Origin of the sequence: Allopusillimonas ginsengisoli, from assembly GCF_004153455.1 — a bacterium.
Lineage (GTDB): Bacteria > Pseudomonadota > Gammaproteobacteria > Burkholderiales > Burkholderiaceae_B > Allopusillimonas > Allopusillimonas ginsengisoli.
Genome location: NZ_SDQE01000012.1, coordinates 137949 through 154805 on the forward strand (window position 1 = coordinate 137949; position 16857 = coordinate 154805).

General features: G+C 54.1%; 16 protein-coding genes and 3 pseudogenes. 11 read left to right on the forward strand and 8 right to left on the reverse strand.

What is annotated here, in order from left to right:
- Window positions 1-5 precede the first annotated feature (5 nt).
- Complete coding sequence (locus tag ERE07_RS17970) at window positions 6-962, reverse strand: tripartite tricarboxylate transporter substrate binding protein (RefSeq protein ID WP_130010426.1); 957 nt, start codon at window positions 960-962, stop codon at window positions 6-8.
- Between the two features lie 40 nt (window positions 963-1002).
- Window positions 1003-2484 carry an aldehyde dehydrogenase family protein gene (locus ERE07_RS17975; RefSeq protein ID WP_245153769.1) on the reverse strand — a complete coding sequence of 494 codons (1482 nt, stop codon included), beginning with the start codon at window positions 2482-2484 and terminating at the stop codon, window positions 1003-1005.
- Window positions 2485-2582: 98 nt separating this feature from the next.
- Between ERE07_RS17975 and ERE07_RS17980 the strand changes: the two genes are divergently transcribed.
- The 5 genes from ERE07_RS17980 to ERE07_RS18000 all read left to right on the forward strand — a co-directional run bounded on the left by ERE07_RS17980 (window position 2583) and on the right by ERE07_RS18000 (window position 7843).
- Window positions 2583-4196 carry a GMC family oxidoreductase gene (locus ERE07_RS17980; protein WP_130010427.1) on the forward strand — a complete coding sequence of 538 codons (1614 nt, stop codon included), beginning with the start codon at window positions 2583-2585 and terminating at the stop codon, window positions 4194-4196.
- A 32-nt stretch (window positions 4197-4228) separates the two neighbouring features.
- The gene (locus ERE07_RS17985; protein ID WP_130010428.1) at window positions 4229-5035 is read left to right on the forward strand and encodes an N-acyl homoserine lactonase family protein; all 807 of its coding nucleotides are present in this window, start codon (window positions 4229-4231) and stop codon (window positions 5033-5035) included.
- A gap of 180 nt (window positions 5036-5215) precedes the next feature.
- The gene (locus tag ERE07_RS17990; protein WP_245153770.1) at window positions 5216-6082 is read left to right on the forward strand and encodes an ABC transporter permease; all 867 of its coding nucleotides are present in this window, start codon (window positions 5216-5218) and stop codon (window positions 6080-6082) included.
- 10 nt (window positions 6083-6092) lie between these two features.
- Complete coding sequence (locus ERE07_RS17995; RefSeq protein ID WP_130010429.1) at window positions 6093-6845, forward strand: ABC transporter ATP-binding protein; 753 nt, start codon at window positions 6093-6095, stop codon at window positions 6843-6845.
- A 44-nt stretch (window positions 6846-6889) separates the two neighbouring features.
- The gene (locus ERE07_RS18000) at window positions 6890-7843 is read left to right on the forward strand and encodes an aliphatic sulfonate ABC transporter substrate-binding protein (protein ID WP_130010430.1); all 954 of its coding nucleotides are present in this window, start codon (window positions 6890-6892) and stop codon (window positions 7841-7843) included.
- 111 nt (window positions 7844-7954) lie between these two features.
- Here ERE07_RS18000 and ERE07_RS18005 read toward each other — a convergent pair whose 3' ends face one another.
- A complete protein-coding gene (locus ERE07_RS18005; protein ID WP_130010431.1) occupies window positions 7955-8650 on the reverse strand; it encodes a GntR family transcriptional regulator in 696 nt (231 codons plus the stop codon).
- Between the two features lie 144 nt (window positions 8651-8794).
- On the opposite strand from ERE07_RS18005, the gene ERE07_RS18010 reads away from it, so the two are divergent.
- From ERE07_RS18010 to ERE07_RS18035, 6 genes are all read left to right on the forward strand, one after another.
- Complete coding sequence (locus ERE07_RS18010; RefSeq protein WP_130010432.1) at window positions 8795-9199, forward strand: carboxymuconolactone decarboxylase family protein; 405 nt, start codon at window positions 8795-8797, stop codon at window positions 9197-9199.
- A 75-nt stretch (window positions 9200-9274) separates the two neighbouring features.
- Window positions 9275-10129 carry an amidohydrolase family protein gene (locus ERE07_RS18015; protein WP_130010433.1) on the forward strand — a complete coding sequence of 285 codons (855 nt, stop codon included), beginning with the start codon at window positions 9275-9277 and terminating at the stop codon, window positions 10127-10129.
- 4 nt (window positions 10130-10133) lie between these two features.
- The gene (locus ERE07_RS18020; RefSeq protein WP_130010434.1) at window positions 10134-10991 is read left to right on the forward strand and encodes an amidohydrolase family protein; all 858 of its coding nucleotides are present in this window, start codon (window positions 10134-10136) and stop codon (window positions 10989-10991) included.
- A gap of 53 nt (window positions 10992-11044) precedes the next feature.
- Window positions 11045-12019, forward strand: a complete 975-nt coding sequence (locus ERE07_RS18025) for a Bug family tripartite tricarboxylate transporter substrate binding protein (RefSeq protein ID WP_130010435.1) — start codon at window positions 11045-11047, stop codon at window positions 12017-12019.
- 14 nt (window positions 12020-12033) lie between these two features.
- Window positions 12034-13293 (forward strand): alpha/beta fold hydrolase, encoded by a 1260-nt coding sequence (locus tag ERE07_RS18030; protein ID WP_130010436.1) that lies wholly within the window; start codon window positions 12034-12036, stop codon window positions 13291-13293.
- 27 nt (window positions 13294-13320) lie between these two features.
- Window positions 13321-14796 carry an NAD-dependent succinate-semialdehyde dehydrogenase gene (locus tag ERE07_RS18035; protein WP_130010437.1) on the forward strand — a complete coding sequence of 492 codons (1476 nt, stop codon included), beginning with the start codon at window positions 13321-13323 and terminating at the stop codon, window positions 14794-14796.
- 230 nt (window positions 14797-15026) lie between these two features.
- Here the strand turns inward: ERE07_RS18035 and ERE07_RS18040 are convergent.
- The 5 genes and pseudogenes from ERE07_RS18040 to tnpB all read right to left on the reverse strand — a co-directional run.
- Window positions 15027-15551, reverse strand: a pseudogene (locus ERE07_RS18040) (plasmid pRiA4b ORF-3 family protein); the annotation flags it as partial.
- Entirely contained in the window at window positions 15506-15622 is a 117-nt protein-coding gene (locus ERE07_RS22385) for a transposase domain-containing protein (RefSeq protein WP_425330993.1), read from the reverse strand. The pseudogene ERE07_RS18040 and the gene ERE07_RS22385, both read right to left, overlap by 46 nt.
- Before the next feature lie 108 nt (window positions 15623-15730).
- Window positions 15731-16129: pseudogene (locus ERE07_RS22390) on the reverse strand (IS66 family transposase zinc-finger binding domain-containing protein); the annotation flags it as partial.
- A complete protein-coding gene (locus ERE07_RS22395; protein ID WP_425330992.1) occupies window positions 16074-16340 on the reverse strand; it encodes an IS66 family transposase in 267 nt (88 codons plus the stop codon). The gene ERE07_RS22395 and the pseudogene ERE07_RS22390, both read right to left, overlap by 56 nt.
- Window positions 16341-16374: 34 nt before the next feature.
- Window positions 16375-16527 (reverse strand): annotated as a pseudogene (gene tnpB / locus ERE07_RS22070) (IS66 family insertion sequence element accessory protein TnpB); the annotation flags it as partial.
- Between the last annotated feature and the right edge of the window lie 330 nt (window positions 16528-16857).

Consider the following 16857-nt stretch of genomic DNA (forward strand, 5'->3'; position numbering starts at 1 on the left):
GCGCTTCACTGCTGCTTTACGTTATCAACGATCTTTTGATACTTGCTTACTTCTTCTTTAATGTACGTGTCGAATTTGATAGGCGGAAGATACTTGAGGGTAATACCCTGGGCCTTCAGTGGTTCAGCCAGATCGCCCTTGTCATTGATCTCTTTAATCGTCCTGGACAGGATATCTATGGCGTCTGCTGGTACGCCGTGGCGTACCAGAACCCCGTACCATATTCCATACTCCACGCCGTTCAAGCCTGCCTCTTCTGCTGTCGGCACATCAGGAATCAATGGGGACCGCGCGCTGTCCATGACGGCGACGCCATTCAGATCGTGCGCTCGGAGCAGGGCGAGCGGGGTGGCAATGGGCGGGCAGGCGAAATCAATGCGGCCCGCGCGGACTTCGGCCACATATTCATTTGAGCCCTTGTATGGGATGTGAAGGGGCTTGATGCCGGCTGCAGCAGAAAAGTATTCGCAAGCCAGATGCGCTGCGCTGCCTACTCCTGCAGACCCATACGTCAACTCTTTGCTCTTGGCTTGTTTGATTAGGTCGCTCAGTGTGTTGATGCCCGCCTGGGAATTTGTGATCACCAGGGTTGGAGTGCTGCCCAGCAATGCAACGCCAGAAAAATCATTGAGCGTGTCGTATGGAATCTTCGGATTCAGCGCCGGCGCTGCTGCGAACGAAGAGGAGACGAACATGACTGTATATCCGTCGGCGGTACTGCTGGCAACATGCTGGGCTGCCACAGTTCCACCCGCGCCCGGTTTGTTTTCGACGACGAAAGACTGTCCCAGGCGCTGGGAAAGTTCCTCAGCATACTTTCTTGCTATCAGATCGGTGACTGTACCGGGCGGAAAGGGTACAACGACACGAACTGTTTTATCTGGATAGGCTAAGGCTGACTCAGATGCGAGGGCGAGGGTGATGCTCAATACGAGCGGAGCGAGGACTGTGAAGCGCGCCATAAGTGTCTCCTGAAATAATCTTTATAGGGTGATTGCCGGCTCAGGTATTGCTGAAATCGAGCGTGATGCTTTTTCTTTGTGTGAAGCTTTCGAGCATTCCCTCAAGGGAGAATTCTCGTCCGAAGCCGCTTTCTTTCATGCCGCCGAATGAAATCCCGGCACCGGGAGCGGTTCCGCTATTTACCTGTATCCATCCAGCATCAATAGCGGATGAGCAGCGCATTGCTTCGCCCAATTGGGTTGTCCAGATATAGGCAGCAAGGCCATAGTGCGTGTCGTTGGCCATTTCCAGAACTTCACTTTCATCGGACCAGGGAATGGCGACCAGTACGGGGCCGAATATTTCCTCTCTGGCGACTCTCCAACTGTTGTGGACACCAGATATCAGTGTGGGCAGCGCGAAGTAGCCTTCGCTCAGGTTTCCCTGTCGCGGAGATTCTCCGCCCGAGAGTAGTCGGGCTGATGGTTCCGCGAGGCCGCACCGGACATAGTCATTTACTTTCGTATATTGCCGGTCATTGATCAGCGCCCCCATGTCTGTTGATTCCTCCAGCGGATCTCCGACTACGAGGCGGTTCAGCCTGGTTGCGAGCTTGTCCAGAAATGCATCATAGATTTCGCGATGAACAAATAGCCGCGAGCCAGCTGTGCATGACTGGCTCTGTCTTGTAAAGCGCATCGCAGCCATGACCCCGTCCACCGCCCAATCGCTGTCTGCACTGGGAAATACGATGGACGGGCTTTTCCCTCCCAACTCCAAAGAAACAGGAATGATCTTTTCTGCTGCGGCCCGCATGATAGCCTTGCCTGTTTCGGTGGAGCCGGTAAAGCTGATTTTCCTGACTTCGGGATGCGCTGTCAGGTGCGCCCCCGTTTCTTTCCCATAGCCGGTAATGCAGTTGACAACCCCCGGGGGGAGGAAGCGATTGCAAATAGCCGACAGTTTCAATGCGCTGAGGGGAGCATCTTCTGCGGCCTTGACGACAATCGTGTTGCCCACGGCGATGGCCGAAGCGATTTTGACAGCGGCTGCCGCGACTGGAGAGTTCCAGGGGATGATGGCTGCCACCACACCGAGTGGCTCTCTCACGGTATATGACAGCTTGCCGGCGGATAGTGGCACTGTTTCTCCCTTGGCTTCGCTCGCCACACCAGCGTAGTAGCGGAAGATGCCAACGGCTCCGGCTGCCTCTGGCCGTGCGGCAGTTCTGAGGGCATTGCCGGTTTCGGTCGCGAGCAGCGTGGCCAGCGCCTCAGCTTCTGCTTCAATGCAGTCCGCGATCTTGAGCATAGCCTCGGCTCGCTCCTTCGCAGGCCAATGGCGCCATCCTCTGAAGGCCTTTGCTGCCGCATCGACTGCCTTGCCCACGTCAGCCGTGCTGGCGTGTGGGACTTTTGCGATAGTCGTTTGGAATGCAGGGTTTAGGACGTCAATGGTTGTATCGTCCTGGGCGACGACTTCCAGCCCGTTGACCCACATCTTGTAGAGGGGGGCATCTCCTTCTGGCAGGTTCGATGACACTTGGATCTCCTATATTGTTACTTGATCATTTTGTAATACAATAGTACTATTTTGATGTGGTTTCATTCTAATGTCAATAAAGTTTGGTGGGGACGAATGTGAATAAGCAGCAAAGCTTTGATTACATTGTTGTTGGTGGTGGGTCAGCAGGCTGTGTCATCGCAAGCCGCCTATCCGAGCAGCGCAATGTGCGGGTATTGCTCCTGGAGGCTGGGGGAGGAGACGGCAGGAAGTTCTGGACGAAAATCCCATTGGGCGTTGGGAAGCTGGTCAATGATCCGACATGTCTATGGGAAGCGAGTGCTGGGCCCGAGGCCTCGCTTGGCCAGCGGTCTGTGCGCTGGATGAGCGGCCGCATCATGGGTGGCGGAAGTTCCGTCAACGGCATGTTGGCTGTGAGAGGAAACCCCTCGCGCTACGATGACTGGGAAAATGAGGCTTGCCCTGGAATGGGTTATGAGAAGCTGCTTCCTTATTTTAAGAAGCTCGAGACTTGTGATTTTTCTTCTTCAGAAAAGCGTGGCAAGAATGGGCCCATTGGCATATCCCGTATCGAACCCGAGCCCGTCGGTGCTGCTTTTATGAGTGCTTGCAAGGGTGTCGGGCTTGAGCGCCTTGAGGATTTCAACAGCGATTTTCGGGAGGGGGCGACATTCATGCAGGCCTCGATAAGGCGAGGTCGTCGAATGAGTGCTTCAAAGGGATATATAGATCCAGTCCGCTCCAGAAGCAATCTGGTTGTAAAAGAGAATGTGGTTGTTCGTCGCATACTGTTTGACGGGCTGCGGGCCACGGGCGTGGAGGTCGAAGAGGGTGGCCAACATGGTCAGTACCTGGTCAGCAAGGAAGTCATTCTTTGCGCTGGTGCAATTCGCTCGCCGCAAATACTTGAGTTGAGCGGAATCGGCTCGGCTAGCGTCCTTGAAAAATTTGGCATTTCGCCTATCTTGAATCTTCCTGGCGTGGGAAAGAATCTCCAGGATCACTACATGGTCCGGGTGTGTTTCAGGAGCACGGTGCCATTGACCATCTACGACTTTCTCAACAGCAACATGTACAAGGCGCGTGAGCTGGCGAAGTATCTTGCTTCCAGAAGCGGGATGTTTGCCTGCGGATCGTTGACTGCCATGGCTTTTCAGAAAAGCGATCCGGGTATTCCTTATCCAGACATCCGGATCCAGCTCGGGTTGTCAAGCGGAGCGCAACGTGTGTCCAAGAATGAGAATTCTGGCCTGGACCCGTTCTCGGCTTTCCATATAGGCGGCTATTACATTCATCCTCATTCACGGGGCGAACTGCATATACAGAGTGTTGATCCGCGCGTATCCCCGAAGATTGCCGCGAACTACCTGCAGACAGAACAGGATCAGAAAATAATAGTGGACATAGTCAGAAGGATACGCGCCATTGCGCAACAGTCGCCGCTGAAGGAACAGATAAAGGAAGAGATACGGCCTGGGCCTTCGGTAATTGATGACGCGGAGATTCTCCAGTATGCAAAAAGCACAGGAGACACTTGCTGGCACCCGCTGGGAACCTGCCGTATGGGTCAGGGGCCTCTCAGTGTGGTAGACCACGAGTTTCGCGTGCGAGGCATAGAAGGCGTACGCGTGGCAGATGCATCCGTCGCGCCATTCCAGGTCTCCAGCAATACCAATATCCCGACAATTGCTGTAGCCGAGCGCGCGGCAGACGTTATCCGGGGCGCTTAAGTCCAACATTATTGCTCATAGGCCAACTGCATATGGATCCCATTTATGAAGTGTTCGCGGTTCGATACGCCACTTACCGGCAGAGATTGCGAAGCGAGAACTTCCTGCCTGTCGATGAACACGATTCAGGGCTGATGCCGCTGGACTACTACGTATGGTTGCTGCGATCCCCCTCTCGCACGATACTGGTAGATACAGGCTTCAATAAAGCAGGCGCGGCAGCCAGGAATCGCCAGCAGCTGCGATGCCCCATTGAGGCACTGCAGCTGCTCGGTGTGGCCCCCGCGGATATCGACGATGTGATCATTACGCATTTGCACTACGATCACGCAGGTAATCTGGACAAAATCCCAAAGGCGAGATTCCATATACAGGACAAGGAGGTTGAGTTCGCTACCGGGCGCTGCATGTGCCACGCTCCGCTGCGCTTTGCCTATTCGCCCGAAGATGTGTCGAGCCTGATTCGCAAACTGTACGCGGGTCGTGTTGTATTTCATGATGGATATGGGGAGGTGGCTCCTGGCGTGGAGCTGATGCATATCGGCGGCCATACCAAGGGCTTGCAGGCCGTGCGTGTAAAAACCCAAAGAGGCTGGGTTGTGCTGGCGTCCGATGCAAGCCACTTTTATGAGAATCTGGAGTGCGCCAGGCCATTTCCTCTGGTCACGGATGTGGTGGAAATGCTTGACGGCTTCGGTAGCCTTGTAAAAGCTGCAGAATCCTCATCTCATGTGATTCCGGGGCATGACCCATTGGTGATGGAGCGGTATCCCACATCTCCTCAAGATCCGGAAGGAATCGCATTGCTCCACTTGTCGCCGATTGCGCTTGGCCAGTAACGAGTCACGCTGCAGTGGTGCGCGATGTTTGTTTGTCCATCCAGGCAATCAGGCATGCTGCTGAACCAGCGTAGCTGCACTTGATAGCATCTCAAATTACTTCAAGACCGTTTTTAGAAATAGGGAAAGCCCTTACTTTTTTATTGACATATTGTATGGCAATATTATAAATAATTGACTGTGTATGGCAAATGGTTTGAAACGTGTTTCTGTTGGGAGAGCGAGATGTCGAATGCACCATCGTCGAGTGTCATGGCACCGGCGGTTGCATCGAAGAGGAAGGCGAGCCTTTCCTTGGGGATGTGGAAATACCTGGTACCGCTGGTGCTGCTTGCACTGTGGCAACTGTCGTCGTCGCTGGGCTGGGTGGATGAGTACATCCTCCCAGCGCCATCCGTGGTGGTGCTGACGTTTATTGATTTGCTGGCCAGTGGCCAACTAGTTCGTGACGTTGGGATCAGTGCGTTGCGAGTGATAGAGGGCTTCTTTCTGGCGGCCGCTGTTGGTTTGGGGCTTGGCCTGGCAATGGGCTTGTCGCCCAGGTTCAATGCCGCGTCGGATTTCATCCTGAAGGTCTTCAAACCTATTCCGCCCATAGCCTGGATCCCGCTCGCGATTCTTTGGCTGGGGCTGGGCGAGGCTGCGAAGGTATTCATCATTTTTATTGGGGCTGTTTTCCCGATTCTCTTCAACACGCTGGACGCGATCAGGCAAACCGATGGCCGCTTTGTCGACCTGGCGAAGGTTCTTGAGCTCAAGCGTGGGAGCTTTGTTCGGAGAATCATTCTACCGGGGGCGCTTCCACAGATCATGACTGGTTTGAGAATCGGTATAACCATAGCCTGGATGTGCGTGGTGGCTGCCGAGCTGATTGCTGCCAGCAGTGGTGTCGGCTATTTGATCATGCAGGCGCGAGCGCTCGCACAAAGCGACGTTGTCATTGTCGGAATGCTTGTGACTGGCTTGCTGGGGAAGCTGACCGACGACGCATTGCGCCATTTGGAAAAGAGATTTGTTAAATGGCGTCAGGATTTCTCAGGTGTGTAAAGGAAACGAGATGGCAACAGCTTGCATCAGTGCACGCAGCATTTCAAAGACATATCAGACCAGGGAGGGATTGCCTGTCAATGCCCTGGTGGATGTTTCGATCGATATAGGTGAAGCCGAAGTGTTGGCGATCCTCGGCGCCAGTGGTTGTGGGAAGAGCACGCTACTGCGGATCATGGCCGGCCTTGATCTTGGTTTTTCCGGCGACATGATTGTCAAGGGGGGGGCTGTCAAGGGCCCGGGCCTGGACAGAGGGTTTGTTTTCCAGGATCACCGTCTTGTGCCCTGGATGACTGTGGGCGAGAACGTCGGCCTGGGCTTGCACCGTATGGAGAAGGCGCAGAGAGCTGACGCAATCGAGAAAAAGTTGGAGCTTGTTGGTTTGACTCGCTTCAGAGATGCATATCCCGCCCAATTGTCGGGAGGCATGGCGCAACGCGTCGCGATAGCAAGAGCGCTGGCACATGGTCCCGATGTGCTGCTGCTTGATGAGCCATTTGGCGCACTCGATGCCTTGACGAGGGTAACTATGCAGGCTGAGGTATTGCGTATTCAGCAGCAGGAAAAACTCTCATGTGTTCTGGTCACGCACGACATTGAAGAGGCTATTTATCTTGCGGATCGCATTCTGGTTCTGTCCAGCAGCCCGGGAACTGTCAAGGCAGTAATTGACGTTGATATGCCCAAGCCACGGCATCGAGCTTCGGTCGAGTTCACTGAGTTGCGAGAGCACATCTACACCACCCACTTTGGAACCCACTAGCACGGCTTTGTCCGCACTGCCATCAAGAGAAGGGACTGCACATTATGTTCAAATATATCCACCACCTAGGGGCCGTCCTGGCCCTGCTGCTTGCTTTAGTAAGCGTCAGCGCATCTGCCAGCGACGTTCGTATTGGCTATATGCCATATCTCCCGTATACCAATGTTCTATATGCTAAGGAAAAGAATCTGATAGACGACGAGCTGAAGAAAGCAGGGCTCGATCAGAAAGTAAAGTGGGTGCAATTCAGCTCCGGAGGCCTGGTCAGCGAAGGCATGGCGGCGAAAGAGCTCGATATGGGGATTCTCGGTATTGTGCCTGCAACAATAGGCCGCTCTGCGGGGCAGAATTCGAAGCTGATTGCTCTTGGCTCGACCGCTCCGAAGAGCCATGCCCTGGTTGTTCGGGCCGACATGAACGTATCTAAGGTGTCTGATCTTAAAGGGAAGCGTGTTGCCACGACGTATGGCTCAACCGTCTACGAACTTCTTTTCAAGATGCTGGATGAAGCGGGAATGACAACCAAAGATGTTCAGCTCGTCAATATGCAGCCGGCTGACATGAATATAAGTCTGCGGAACAAGACGATTGATGCCGCCGTTGTTTGGGATCCTCTGCTGCCGCGACTGGTCGCTGAAGGCGTGGTGAAAGAGCTCAGGGATGGGACGGGAATAAACGATAACATCAATGTTATTGTTGCGCGGGGAGACTATGTAAAGGAAAATCCCGAAGTGGCCAGGGCGGTGTTGCGGGGAATCGCGCGTGCGAATGCAGATATCAAGACTGATCCTGATACAGCTGCGTTGATGTTCGCCAAAACGTTTGATTTGCCTGATGAGGTTGCCATGAAGGCGCTCCACAACTATCACTATGCGCTGGAGTTGCCTGAGTCAGTACAGAATCAAATTTCAGACTCCATAAATTTTCTCAAAGAAGAGAAAATCATTCGTCGGTCTGTTGATGTGAAGGATTTTGTGGATCTGTCTTTCATCAAGTGAACCGTTAGCCGGCAACAGGTTGGGTGTCAGTCTATGCGGCAGGCACCCTCCGTTGCGCTGTGGACCGCCATGCGGCCTTTTGTGCTGCTGGCTTTTTTATATCAATCAGATTCAAGCTTGGTTTTCGGCCGCGGCAAGATGCTCTTCGAGCGATTTCAACGCGGCTTCTGCTGCCCGCTGTACGTGATAAGCGCAGGCGATCCGCGCAGCCTCAGGATCCTTGTTCCTGATGGCGGCCATGACGGTTTCGAGTTCAGCAAGCGTCTGAGGCGGGCGTTCTGCGGCGGAGAGGGATACAGACCGCAACCGGCGTACCCGACCATTCAGGCGCAATAGTGTTTCCCTTGCAACTTCATTGCGGGCGCCACTGAGCAGGATGCGATAGAACTCTTCTTTCAAGTATATTAACTTGCTGTATTCCTCGGACTTGATGCACTGTCGGATCCCTTCGAAGCATTCCTCAAGTTCGCTTCGCTCCAGATTGTTTGCAAGTTGCGCAAACTGTTGTCCCGCGAACCCTTCAAGCAGTTCTCGAACCTGGTAGATTTCCACGGTTTCTTTGAGCGAGAGATAGGCAACCTCAGGCCCTCGATAGGGCACCAGATTGATGAGGCCTTCCGCTTCCAATTGGCGCAAGGCTTCGCGCAAAGATGTTCTGCTTACGCCCAGCCGCGTGCATAGGTCGCGTTCAATGAGCTTTTCGCCAGGCTTGAGAACGCCCGTGTATATGGCATCGCGCAGCCGATCTTCGATCTGCCGGCGTACCGGAGCGAGAGCGGGGGAAATGGAAAGAGGGTTCGCTGTCATTGTTTTGGATAAAGATGTTTTTAACATCAGATTAGCAGACATTATTACACCTTTAGAGAGGCAGCCACAGATTAAAATTATCTTGTACGTCGTACGATTGTATGGCAATATTATAAAAAATTCGCAATTACTTGGAGATGAACAATGAGCGACGAAATGTTTGATAAAGGTTTGAAGGTGCGCAGGGAGGTACTTGGAGCCGAGTATGTCGACGGCTCCCTGCAGAATGCAACGGATTTCATGATGGCCTTTCAAGACATCACTACCCGCTGGTGCTGGGGGTACGCCTGGACTCGACCTGGCTTGAATCGCAAGACCCGAAGCCTTATCAATCTTGGCATGCTTACTGCACTTAACAGGCCCGCAGAAATAAGGATGCATGTGAAGGGAGCGCTCAAGAATGGCGTGACTGCCGAAGAGATTAAAGAGGTTCTGTTGCAGGCCACTGTTTATTGCGGCATTCCTGCCGGGCTTGACGCTTTCAAGATAGCCAATCAGGTATTGCTCGACGAGGGCGTCATCGAGCAACGGAAACAGGCCGCTGAATAAGCACATTGCAGTTGAACTGCCAATCGGGCGCCCCGGTGCCTGATGGCCGGCCCCATACTGAACGATGGAATAGACATGACAATTGATATGCGACTACGCCCTCCGCTGGAATCCTGGAAAACGACAGCTCAATTCAAAGAAGGCACGGGCTACTATCCTTCGCGATATGGGTTTCCTCGTCCCAAGTCTGTGAGTACGCAGGATATCGGTGATTTGCTTGTAGAGATGGACGAAGCGGACATTACCTGGGGGGTCGTCATGGGCAGGCAATCAGCCCCGCCTCATGGCATTGTTCCCAACGGAGAGATCGAAGCGTTTATAGATCAGCATCCCGGGCGGTTTGTGGGCTTTGCGGGTATTGATCTGAGGGATATCGAGAAGGGTGTTGCAGATCTGGACGCCTATGCGCATTCAGGCAAGTTCAAGGGGATTTCGATAGAGCCCGGCGCAGGCTTTACACCTTTGTACTCGGATGATCCGAGCCTGTTCCCACTCTACGAGCGAGCACAGGAATTGGAACTTCCGCTGTCCATTACGCTCAGCGGTTATCTGTCTTCAATGGCGGGCCATCCTACTTCTTATGGGAATCCATCGCCTGTATCGACAGTCGCCAGAAAATTTCCGAAGCTCAAAATCGTCGTGTCCCATGCGGCATGGCCAAATGTAATGCCTATGCTTGAGGTGGCGTTTCTGCATGACAATGTCTACGTCTCGCCTGACCTGTATATGAATCATATACATACACCTGGCGCGCACGAATATATCCGTGCAGCCAAATTCTACTTGGCTGACCGCCTGTTGTTCGGAACCGCATACCCAAGCAGGCCGCTCAAGGAAAGTGTGGAAGGGTTCAGACAGTGGGGGCTTGACCAGGATCTTGCCGAAAAAATTCTTCATAAAAACGCAGCCAGATTAATGGGAATGGAGTGAGAAAGTGAGAACAATCATTGATATGCGATGCAGGCCGCCGCTTCCAGAGTTTCGGGCTTACTTTGATATTCCCCGCATAAGCTGGCATGGCGCCCGTACTGGTGCCGCCGAGGTATCTCCGGCGTTTGTGCAGGGATCCATGGATCTGTTCTTCGAGGAAATGGATCAGGCAGGTGTCGAGATTGCCGTGGTTCAGGGCAGAAACAGTCCGGCTGTCTTTATGGGTAAGCAATTCAACGCGGCATTTATTCCCAATGAACGTCTTGCGGAAATTCAGGATAAGTATGCAGGGCGTTTCGCCTGCTTCGCGGGCATTGATGTTTCCAATACTGCCCACAATGCCGTCGAGGAAACCGTGAGGTCCGTAAAAACGCTGGGGCTCAAGGGTATTTTCATTGAGCCGGGAAGGCAGATACAGAGCACGCCAGACGATGAGCGTGTCTTTCCGGTTTACGAGAAATGCATTGAGCTGGGCGTTCCAGTGAACCTGATGAGTGGTCCTTATGCAGGTGCTGATATAGGTGTATCCGACCCCCTGTATGTAGACCGGCTGTGCACACGCTACCCGGAACTCAAAGTCATACTGGGACATGGAGGATATCCATACGTCCAGCAGATTCTCGGGGTTGCCTTCAAGCACACCAACCTCTATGTATCCCCCGACATGTACGTATTCGCTCCGGGAGGCAAAGCGTATATTGAGGCTGCGAATGGCGCCCTGCGGGATCAGATTATTTACGGCTCCGCCTACCCATTGCGCCCGATTATCCAGACGGTCAAAGATACACTCGCGCTCGGAATGTCAACTGAAAGCGAACGGGCCTATCTGGAACTGAACGCGCGCAGGTTGCTGGATATTTAACAGTCTATGCGGAGTAGGAGGAAATTCTTCGGCTCTTGCATCAGGAGATATCGATGATTCGCAAACTTGTATTTACTACCATGCTGGCAGCCAGCCTTGCGTCGCCTCAATTGAGCATGGCGGCCACACAGCCGTTCCCCAGCAAACCCGTGACTGTTATTGTTCCCTGGCCGGCTGGGGGAGGTACTGATATTCTGGCGCGGGCGCTTGGCCAGAAACTTGGGTCTATATGGAACCAGCCAGTCGTGGTTGAGAACCGGTCGGGAGCGGTTGGCTTCATCGGTGCCCAGGCACTCGCCCGTGCAGCGCCAGACGGCTACACAATCATGATGACGTCAATGGCCTTGGCGACAAACAAGATATTTCTCAACAGGGACCAATTGGATCCAACCAAGGATTTTGCGCCTGTTACGCTACTGGCTGGAGCCCCCCATGTCCTGGTCGTCAGGCCGGATTTGCCTGTCCACAATATCAAGGAATTGCTGGCTCTGGCCAAGCCTGGAACGTCAACGTTGAAGTACAGCTCCGCTGGGCCTGGCAGCCCATGGCATCTGGCGGCGGAATTATTCAAGGTGCAGACTGGCGCTGACATGTTGCATGTTCCCTATAAGGGGGGGGCGCCAGCTGTCATGGATTTGCTTGGTAAGCAGGTAGATCTCACGTTTGCCAACATCATGCTGGTGAAACCCTACATTGAGGATGGCTCCTTGCGGGTTTTGGGGGTTACCACCAGGGAACGTTCATCGGTGCTTCCAGATGTTCCCACATTGGCCGAGCAGGGTGTGAAGGACTACGACTTTACTTCGTGGTACGCATTCTATGCACCAAAGGGCACGGACGAGGCGGTGTTGAACAAGCTCAGCAATGACATACGTCAAGCACTGAGCAGCCCCGAGGTCAAGCGAACCTATGTTGAGTCCGGTCTGGAGATCATCGGCAGCTCACCGGGGGAGTTGGCCGAGTATATGAAGAAAGAGATCGATAAATGGACGCGTGTCGCAAAGGCGGCGCATATTGCACCTGAATAATTGGAGTCTGGGTAATGCAAGCAAGTAAAAGCATAGCCGCATCGGTAGCTGGCTGGCTGGAGTTGGCGATAACGGACCGGGTCCTCAAAAAGGTGGCGTCAGGTCTGATGGCAACAATAAAGATTGAATCTGGCGATGATAGCTGGTATTTAAATGTGAATAGTGAAGGGTGGGGGCTGGCATCAAAGAGTGAGGCGGCATCCGACGTAATCGTGCGCGCAAGCGGTGATACGTGGGAGAAATTGCTCGATACTGATCCCGTGGAGCCTGGCTGGCAAAGCTTTGGTGCGATTATCAGGCAGAACTCGCTGTTCTCTATTGATGGGGAGCCTTTGCGGATTGCGCATCTGCTGCCCAGCCTTGAGCGGCTGATAGAGCTGGCACATTTGAACAAGCAAAAGTTCACGGGCGTTGCGCCGGTCAGGGATCTCTCTCAGGTGACAGGAAAGTACACCACCCATGATGAGGCCTATTCGCCGATCAGTCCTGTTTATTGGGAAGAGGCCGGCCAAGGCATTCCTCTGGTCATGCTCCACACTGCCGGAGCAGACGCTCGGCAATTTCGTCACCAGTTGGCTGATGTGGAGGTTGCGAAGGCATGGAAAATGTACGCATTCGACATGCCCGGGCATGGCCGCTCGGGAATGCCGGCTGGCTGGTCGCAGGGCGATGAGTATGTGCTGACCCAGGAGGCCTATCTGGATCAGTGCATCAAGTTTATTGAGAAGGTTGTAAAGACGCCTGCCGTCATCATGGGCTGCTCCATGGGGGCAGCCATGTCGCTAGTTCTGGCTGCCCGGCGTCCCGACCTGGTTCTTGGCGTTGTGGCGCTGGAAGCGCCATGGCGTGCCCCGGGCCGACGGAGCTCGCTGTTGGCGGACATGCGGATAAATGCTGGATTGCACAATCCTTCTTATGTGCGTGCACTGCTGAGCCCGTCCAGCCTGCAATCCTATCGGGACGAAGCATGCTGGATCTACAGTCAGGCTGGTTTTGGCATTTACAGCGGTGATCTCGAGTTTTACAGCAACGAGTTCGATGGGGAAATAGTTGGCAAGGAGCTGGCGAAAACAGATGTGCCTGTATATCTGTTGACCGGCAGTTATGACTATTCAGCTTCGCCAGAAAATACGCGAAAACTGGCCTCTCTGGTGCCTCAGGCTGAGTTCGTTGAGATGGAGAATCTCGGGCATTTTCCGATGAGCGAGAATCCGGATGGTTTTCGGAAATATTGGGTCCAGGCCCTGGACGAGATGCAAGCTCAACTTCGGTAACACGGGAACTTACTGGCACACATGCAGATGAATCTGAACGCTCTTGAATTTCCTCGGACACTTGTTCGGCCTGAACTACTGCATCAAGAATGCTGGCTTAATGGCCAGTGGCAAGGCGGCGATCCGGATAAGAGATTACCGGTTATCAACCCAGCCACGGGAGCGATACTGGCGCATGTGCCGAATATGGGCTATTCGGTGACCAGCCAGGCAATTGCAAACGCACAATCGGCACTCGCGGCTTGGCGCGCCAGGACAGGCAAGCAGCGATCCGTAATCTTGAAAAGATGGGCCCAGTTGATGCATGAGAATGCTGATGACCTCAGCAATATTCTTACTGCCGAGCAGGGCAAGCCTTTGAACGAAGCCTCAAGCGAGATTGCTTATGCCGCGTCGTTTCTGGATTGGTTTGCAGAGGAGGCCAAACGTATTGACGGCGATATCCTTCAAAGCCCGGTTTCTGGCCAGCGCTTGCTCGTGCTCAGGCAGCCGATCGGTGTTTGTGCAGCTATCACACCCTGGAACTTCCCGGCGGCCATGATTACGCGAAAGGTCGGGCCTGCGCTCGCGGCTGGTTGTGTGATCATTGTGAAGCCGGCTGAGCATACGCCTCTCACTGCGCTGGCTTTGGCTCACCTAGCGTACGAAGCTGGGGTGCCAGGTGATGTTTTCCAGGTTGTCACGGGCGAGCCGGAGGAGATCGGAAACGCTCTGTGCGAAAGCGATATTGTGCGAAAGTTGAGCTTTACTGGTTCAACCGATGTCGGACGCATGCTGATGGCCAAGTGTGCGCCCACAGTCAAGAAGCTGTCTCTCGAGCTGGGCGGCAATGCGCCATTCATCGTATTTGATGATGCTGATCTTGATGAGGCCATGGATGCCCTGATGCTCGCCAAGTTCAGGAATTCGGGACAGACATGCATATGTGCCAACCGCGTCTTCGTGCAGTCGGGAATTTATTCCGCGCTGGCTGACAAACTGATTGAGAGAACCCGCGCATTAAAAATCGGAGACGGATCTGCTGAAGGCATACAGCAAGGCCCGTTAATAGACGGGCGGGCAATACGTAAAATACAGGCACTTCTCGAAGATGCCGTCAGCCATGGTGCAAGAATAGCGCTGGGTGGGCATGTCCATGAGAATGGTGGAACTTTCTTCGAACCCACTATTATTCAAGATCTGTCGAAAGACATGCGGATATCGAGCGAGGAGATATTCGGTCCGGTTGCCGCTCTTTACAGGTTCGATACTGAGGCAGATGTGCTTGAGCTGGCCAATGCCTCAAAGTGTGGATTAGCGGCGTATCTATTTACGCGTGATCATGCACGGATATGGAGAATGTCCGAGGCGCTGGAATACGGAATGGTAGGTGTCAATACCGCGGCAATTTCGAATGAAGTAGGGCCTTTCGGCGGCATCAAGCATTCCGGGCTGGGACGCGAAGGTTCCAAGTACGGAATAGATGAATATCTGGAAACAAAATATATTTGCATGAAAGTTTGAGCCCTGGCGCGAAGGCGTGACCGTTCCCTCGAGATGCATCTGTTTGGGTTGAAGGGGTTGAATAGAAGCTTAATTTTCCTGACCTCCCGCCCGTATGGAATCAATGTCCATCCTGAAGGGTGAAGTGTGGCCACATCCGGCTTTACAGTTGGGAGGGGTAATGGATTGACTTCATTCAGATCGAACGCAGCCGAGTCGAAAGGGCCGGCGTGCCACTGAGTCATATTTTCATGCTCGGGATGTGAGGGATCGGCCATGATCTGAAGAAAGTCTTCATAGCCGGGGATGCCGCCGACATCTTCAGGCGGGCAGGCGTTTGCTCCATCCAAACACCAGGGCGAATTGAGCGGCCCTTCGAATCGAGTTCGTTCCAGCAGCGTGACGTGATGCCACCAGGCATCACCGTAATCGTAGATATAGTCGAAGGTACGCGCACCACCCAATGCTTTTTCCAAGCGAACCCGCTGCTCGTTTTTCAAGTCGGGCTCTGGGTAATCGGGGTCGGGTTCACCGTAGTGCGTGTCGTTGATGATGAACTCATGCAAATGCCCGCCCTGCCACCTCATAGCCCAGAGCAACGTCACGTGCAGTTTACGCAAGGTGATGTTGGCAGGAACCAGAATGGTTCGATAGATCAGCGGGGCGCTGTCACGCAGCTCAATGCGCAGGACCAGAGCCTCACCACTTAAGGGCGTGACCTTACGGGAGGTTACGCGGCGCGATCCAGAGCGGTGCAGTGTGGGGTTAGATTCCATGGCAACAAGTCGTCGATTTGGTTCACGGGGTGCTCGGCAATGCGGGCCAGCACCTCACGCAAGTAAGCCATGGACTCGATCCCGTTCAGTGCCGCGCTACCGAGCAGGCTATAAATGGACGCAGCACTGTGGCCACCCGCATCGGATCCAGCAAACAAGAAATTCTTGCGTCCAAGGGCCAATGGACGCAGCAATTGGCTGCTGCCAGCCACCCAGTCGGCCAAGGTAGAACGCGGCAGCGTCACCCCGTGACGGGCATAGATAGCGCTTTGACGATACAGCGGTTGATGATCGCAATATTTGGCCACGAGCACCTGCGCCAGCAAGCCCGGACCGGCTAAGCCGCGGGCAATCGGCCGAGGTGGCGCGCTGGCTTACACAATGGTGTCGCATCGCCCGCAGGCCAGCTTGGGCCGCACAGTGCGAATGACCTTGAAGCTGGCCGGGATAAATTCGAGTGTTTCGCTGACGTCTTCGCCCAAGAACTTGAGCACACTGCCACAGGCAGGACAATCACACGAGTCATTGGCGGCAAGCACATGCTCTTCGCGAGGCAGGAACTCGGGCAGACTCTGGCGCTGAGCAGGCCGCGCGCGCTTCTTGGGAGCGGGCTTGCGGGGCTCGCTCGGTGTTATGGGCTTGTGAAGTAGCAGTGACCGCCTCGCCAAGCAGCAGCGGCAACTGATCCAACAGATCGCCGGCTCGCTCGCTGCTGCGCCCGAAGCGTTCGCGCCGGGCCTTGGCCAACTGCAACCGCAAGTAGGGGCCTGCGCCAATCAATACCCTCAAGCAGCATCGACAGCTGCGCCGGCGTCAAACACACTGAGCCTGATTCGGTGTGAGGCCAGACGAAATGGCCTTGCTCCAATCGCTTGGCCAATAAGCACATGCCATCGCCGCTCCACCACAGCACCTTGATGCGATCCCCTTTGCGACCCCGAAATACAAACACGTGACCGATTGGCATTGAGCCCATGGGCCATGGCAACCCGGGCTATGGACGCGCCACTGACCATGGATTCTTGTACCACTTGCCGTTTGAAATCGACGGTGTACCGGCACCGGCAGTTGGTTAGGACTGGCGCAAGAGAAGTAGAGAATTCGCTCATTAACACAAATGCCCATTTACCAAAACGAATGGACACTTATCTTGGTGAGATTTGCGTGAGAACGCTAGACGGTAGTGGTGTCAAACGCATTTGGAATTTGAGCCACTTCGCGCAGGATTGCGCAAAGTAAATTTGAACCAGTGATTATTTAGCTATGGACGGGAAGTGTCCGGCCTTGCGTTGTTGTTTGAGCCGGT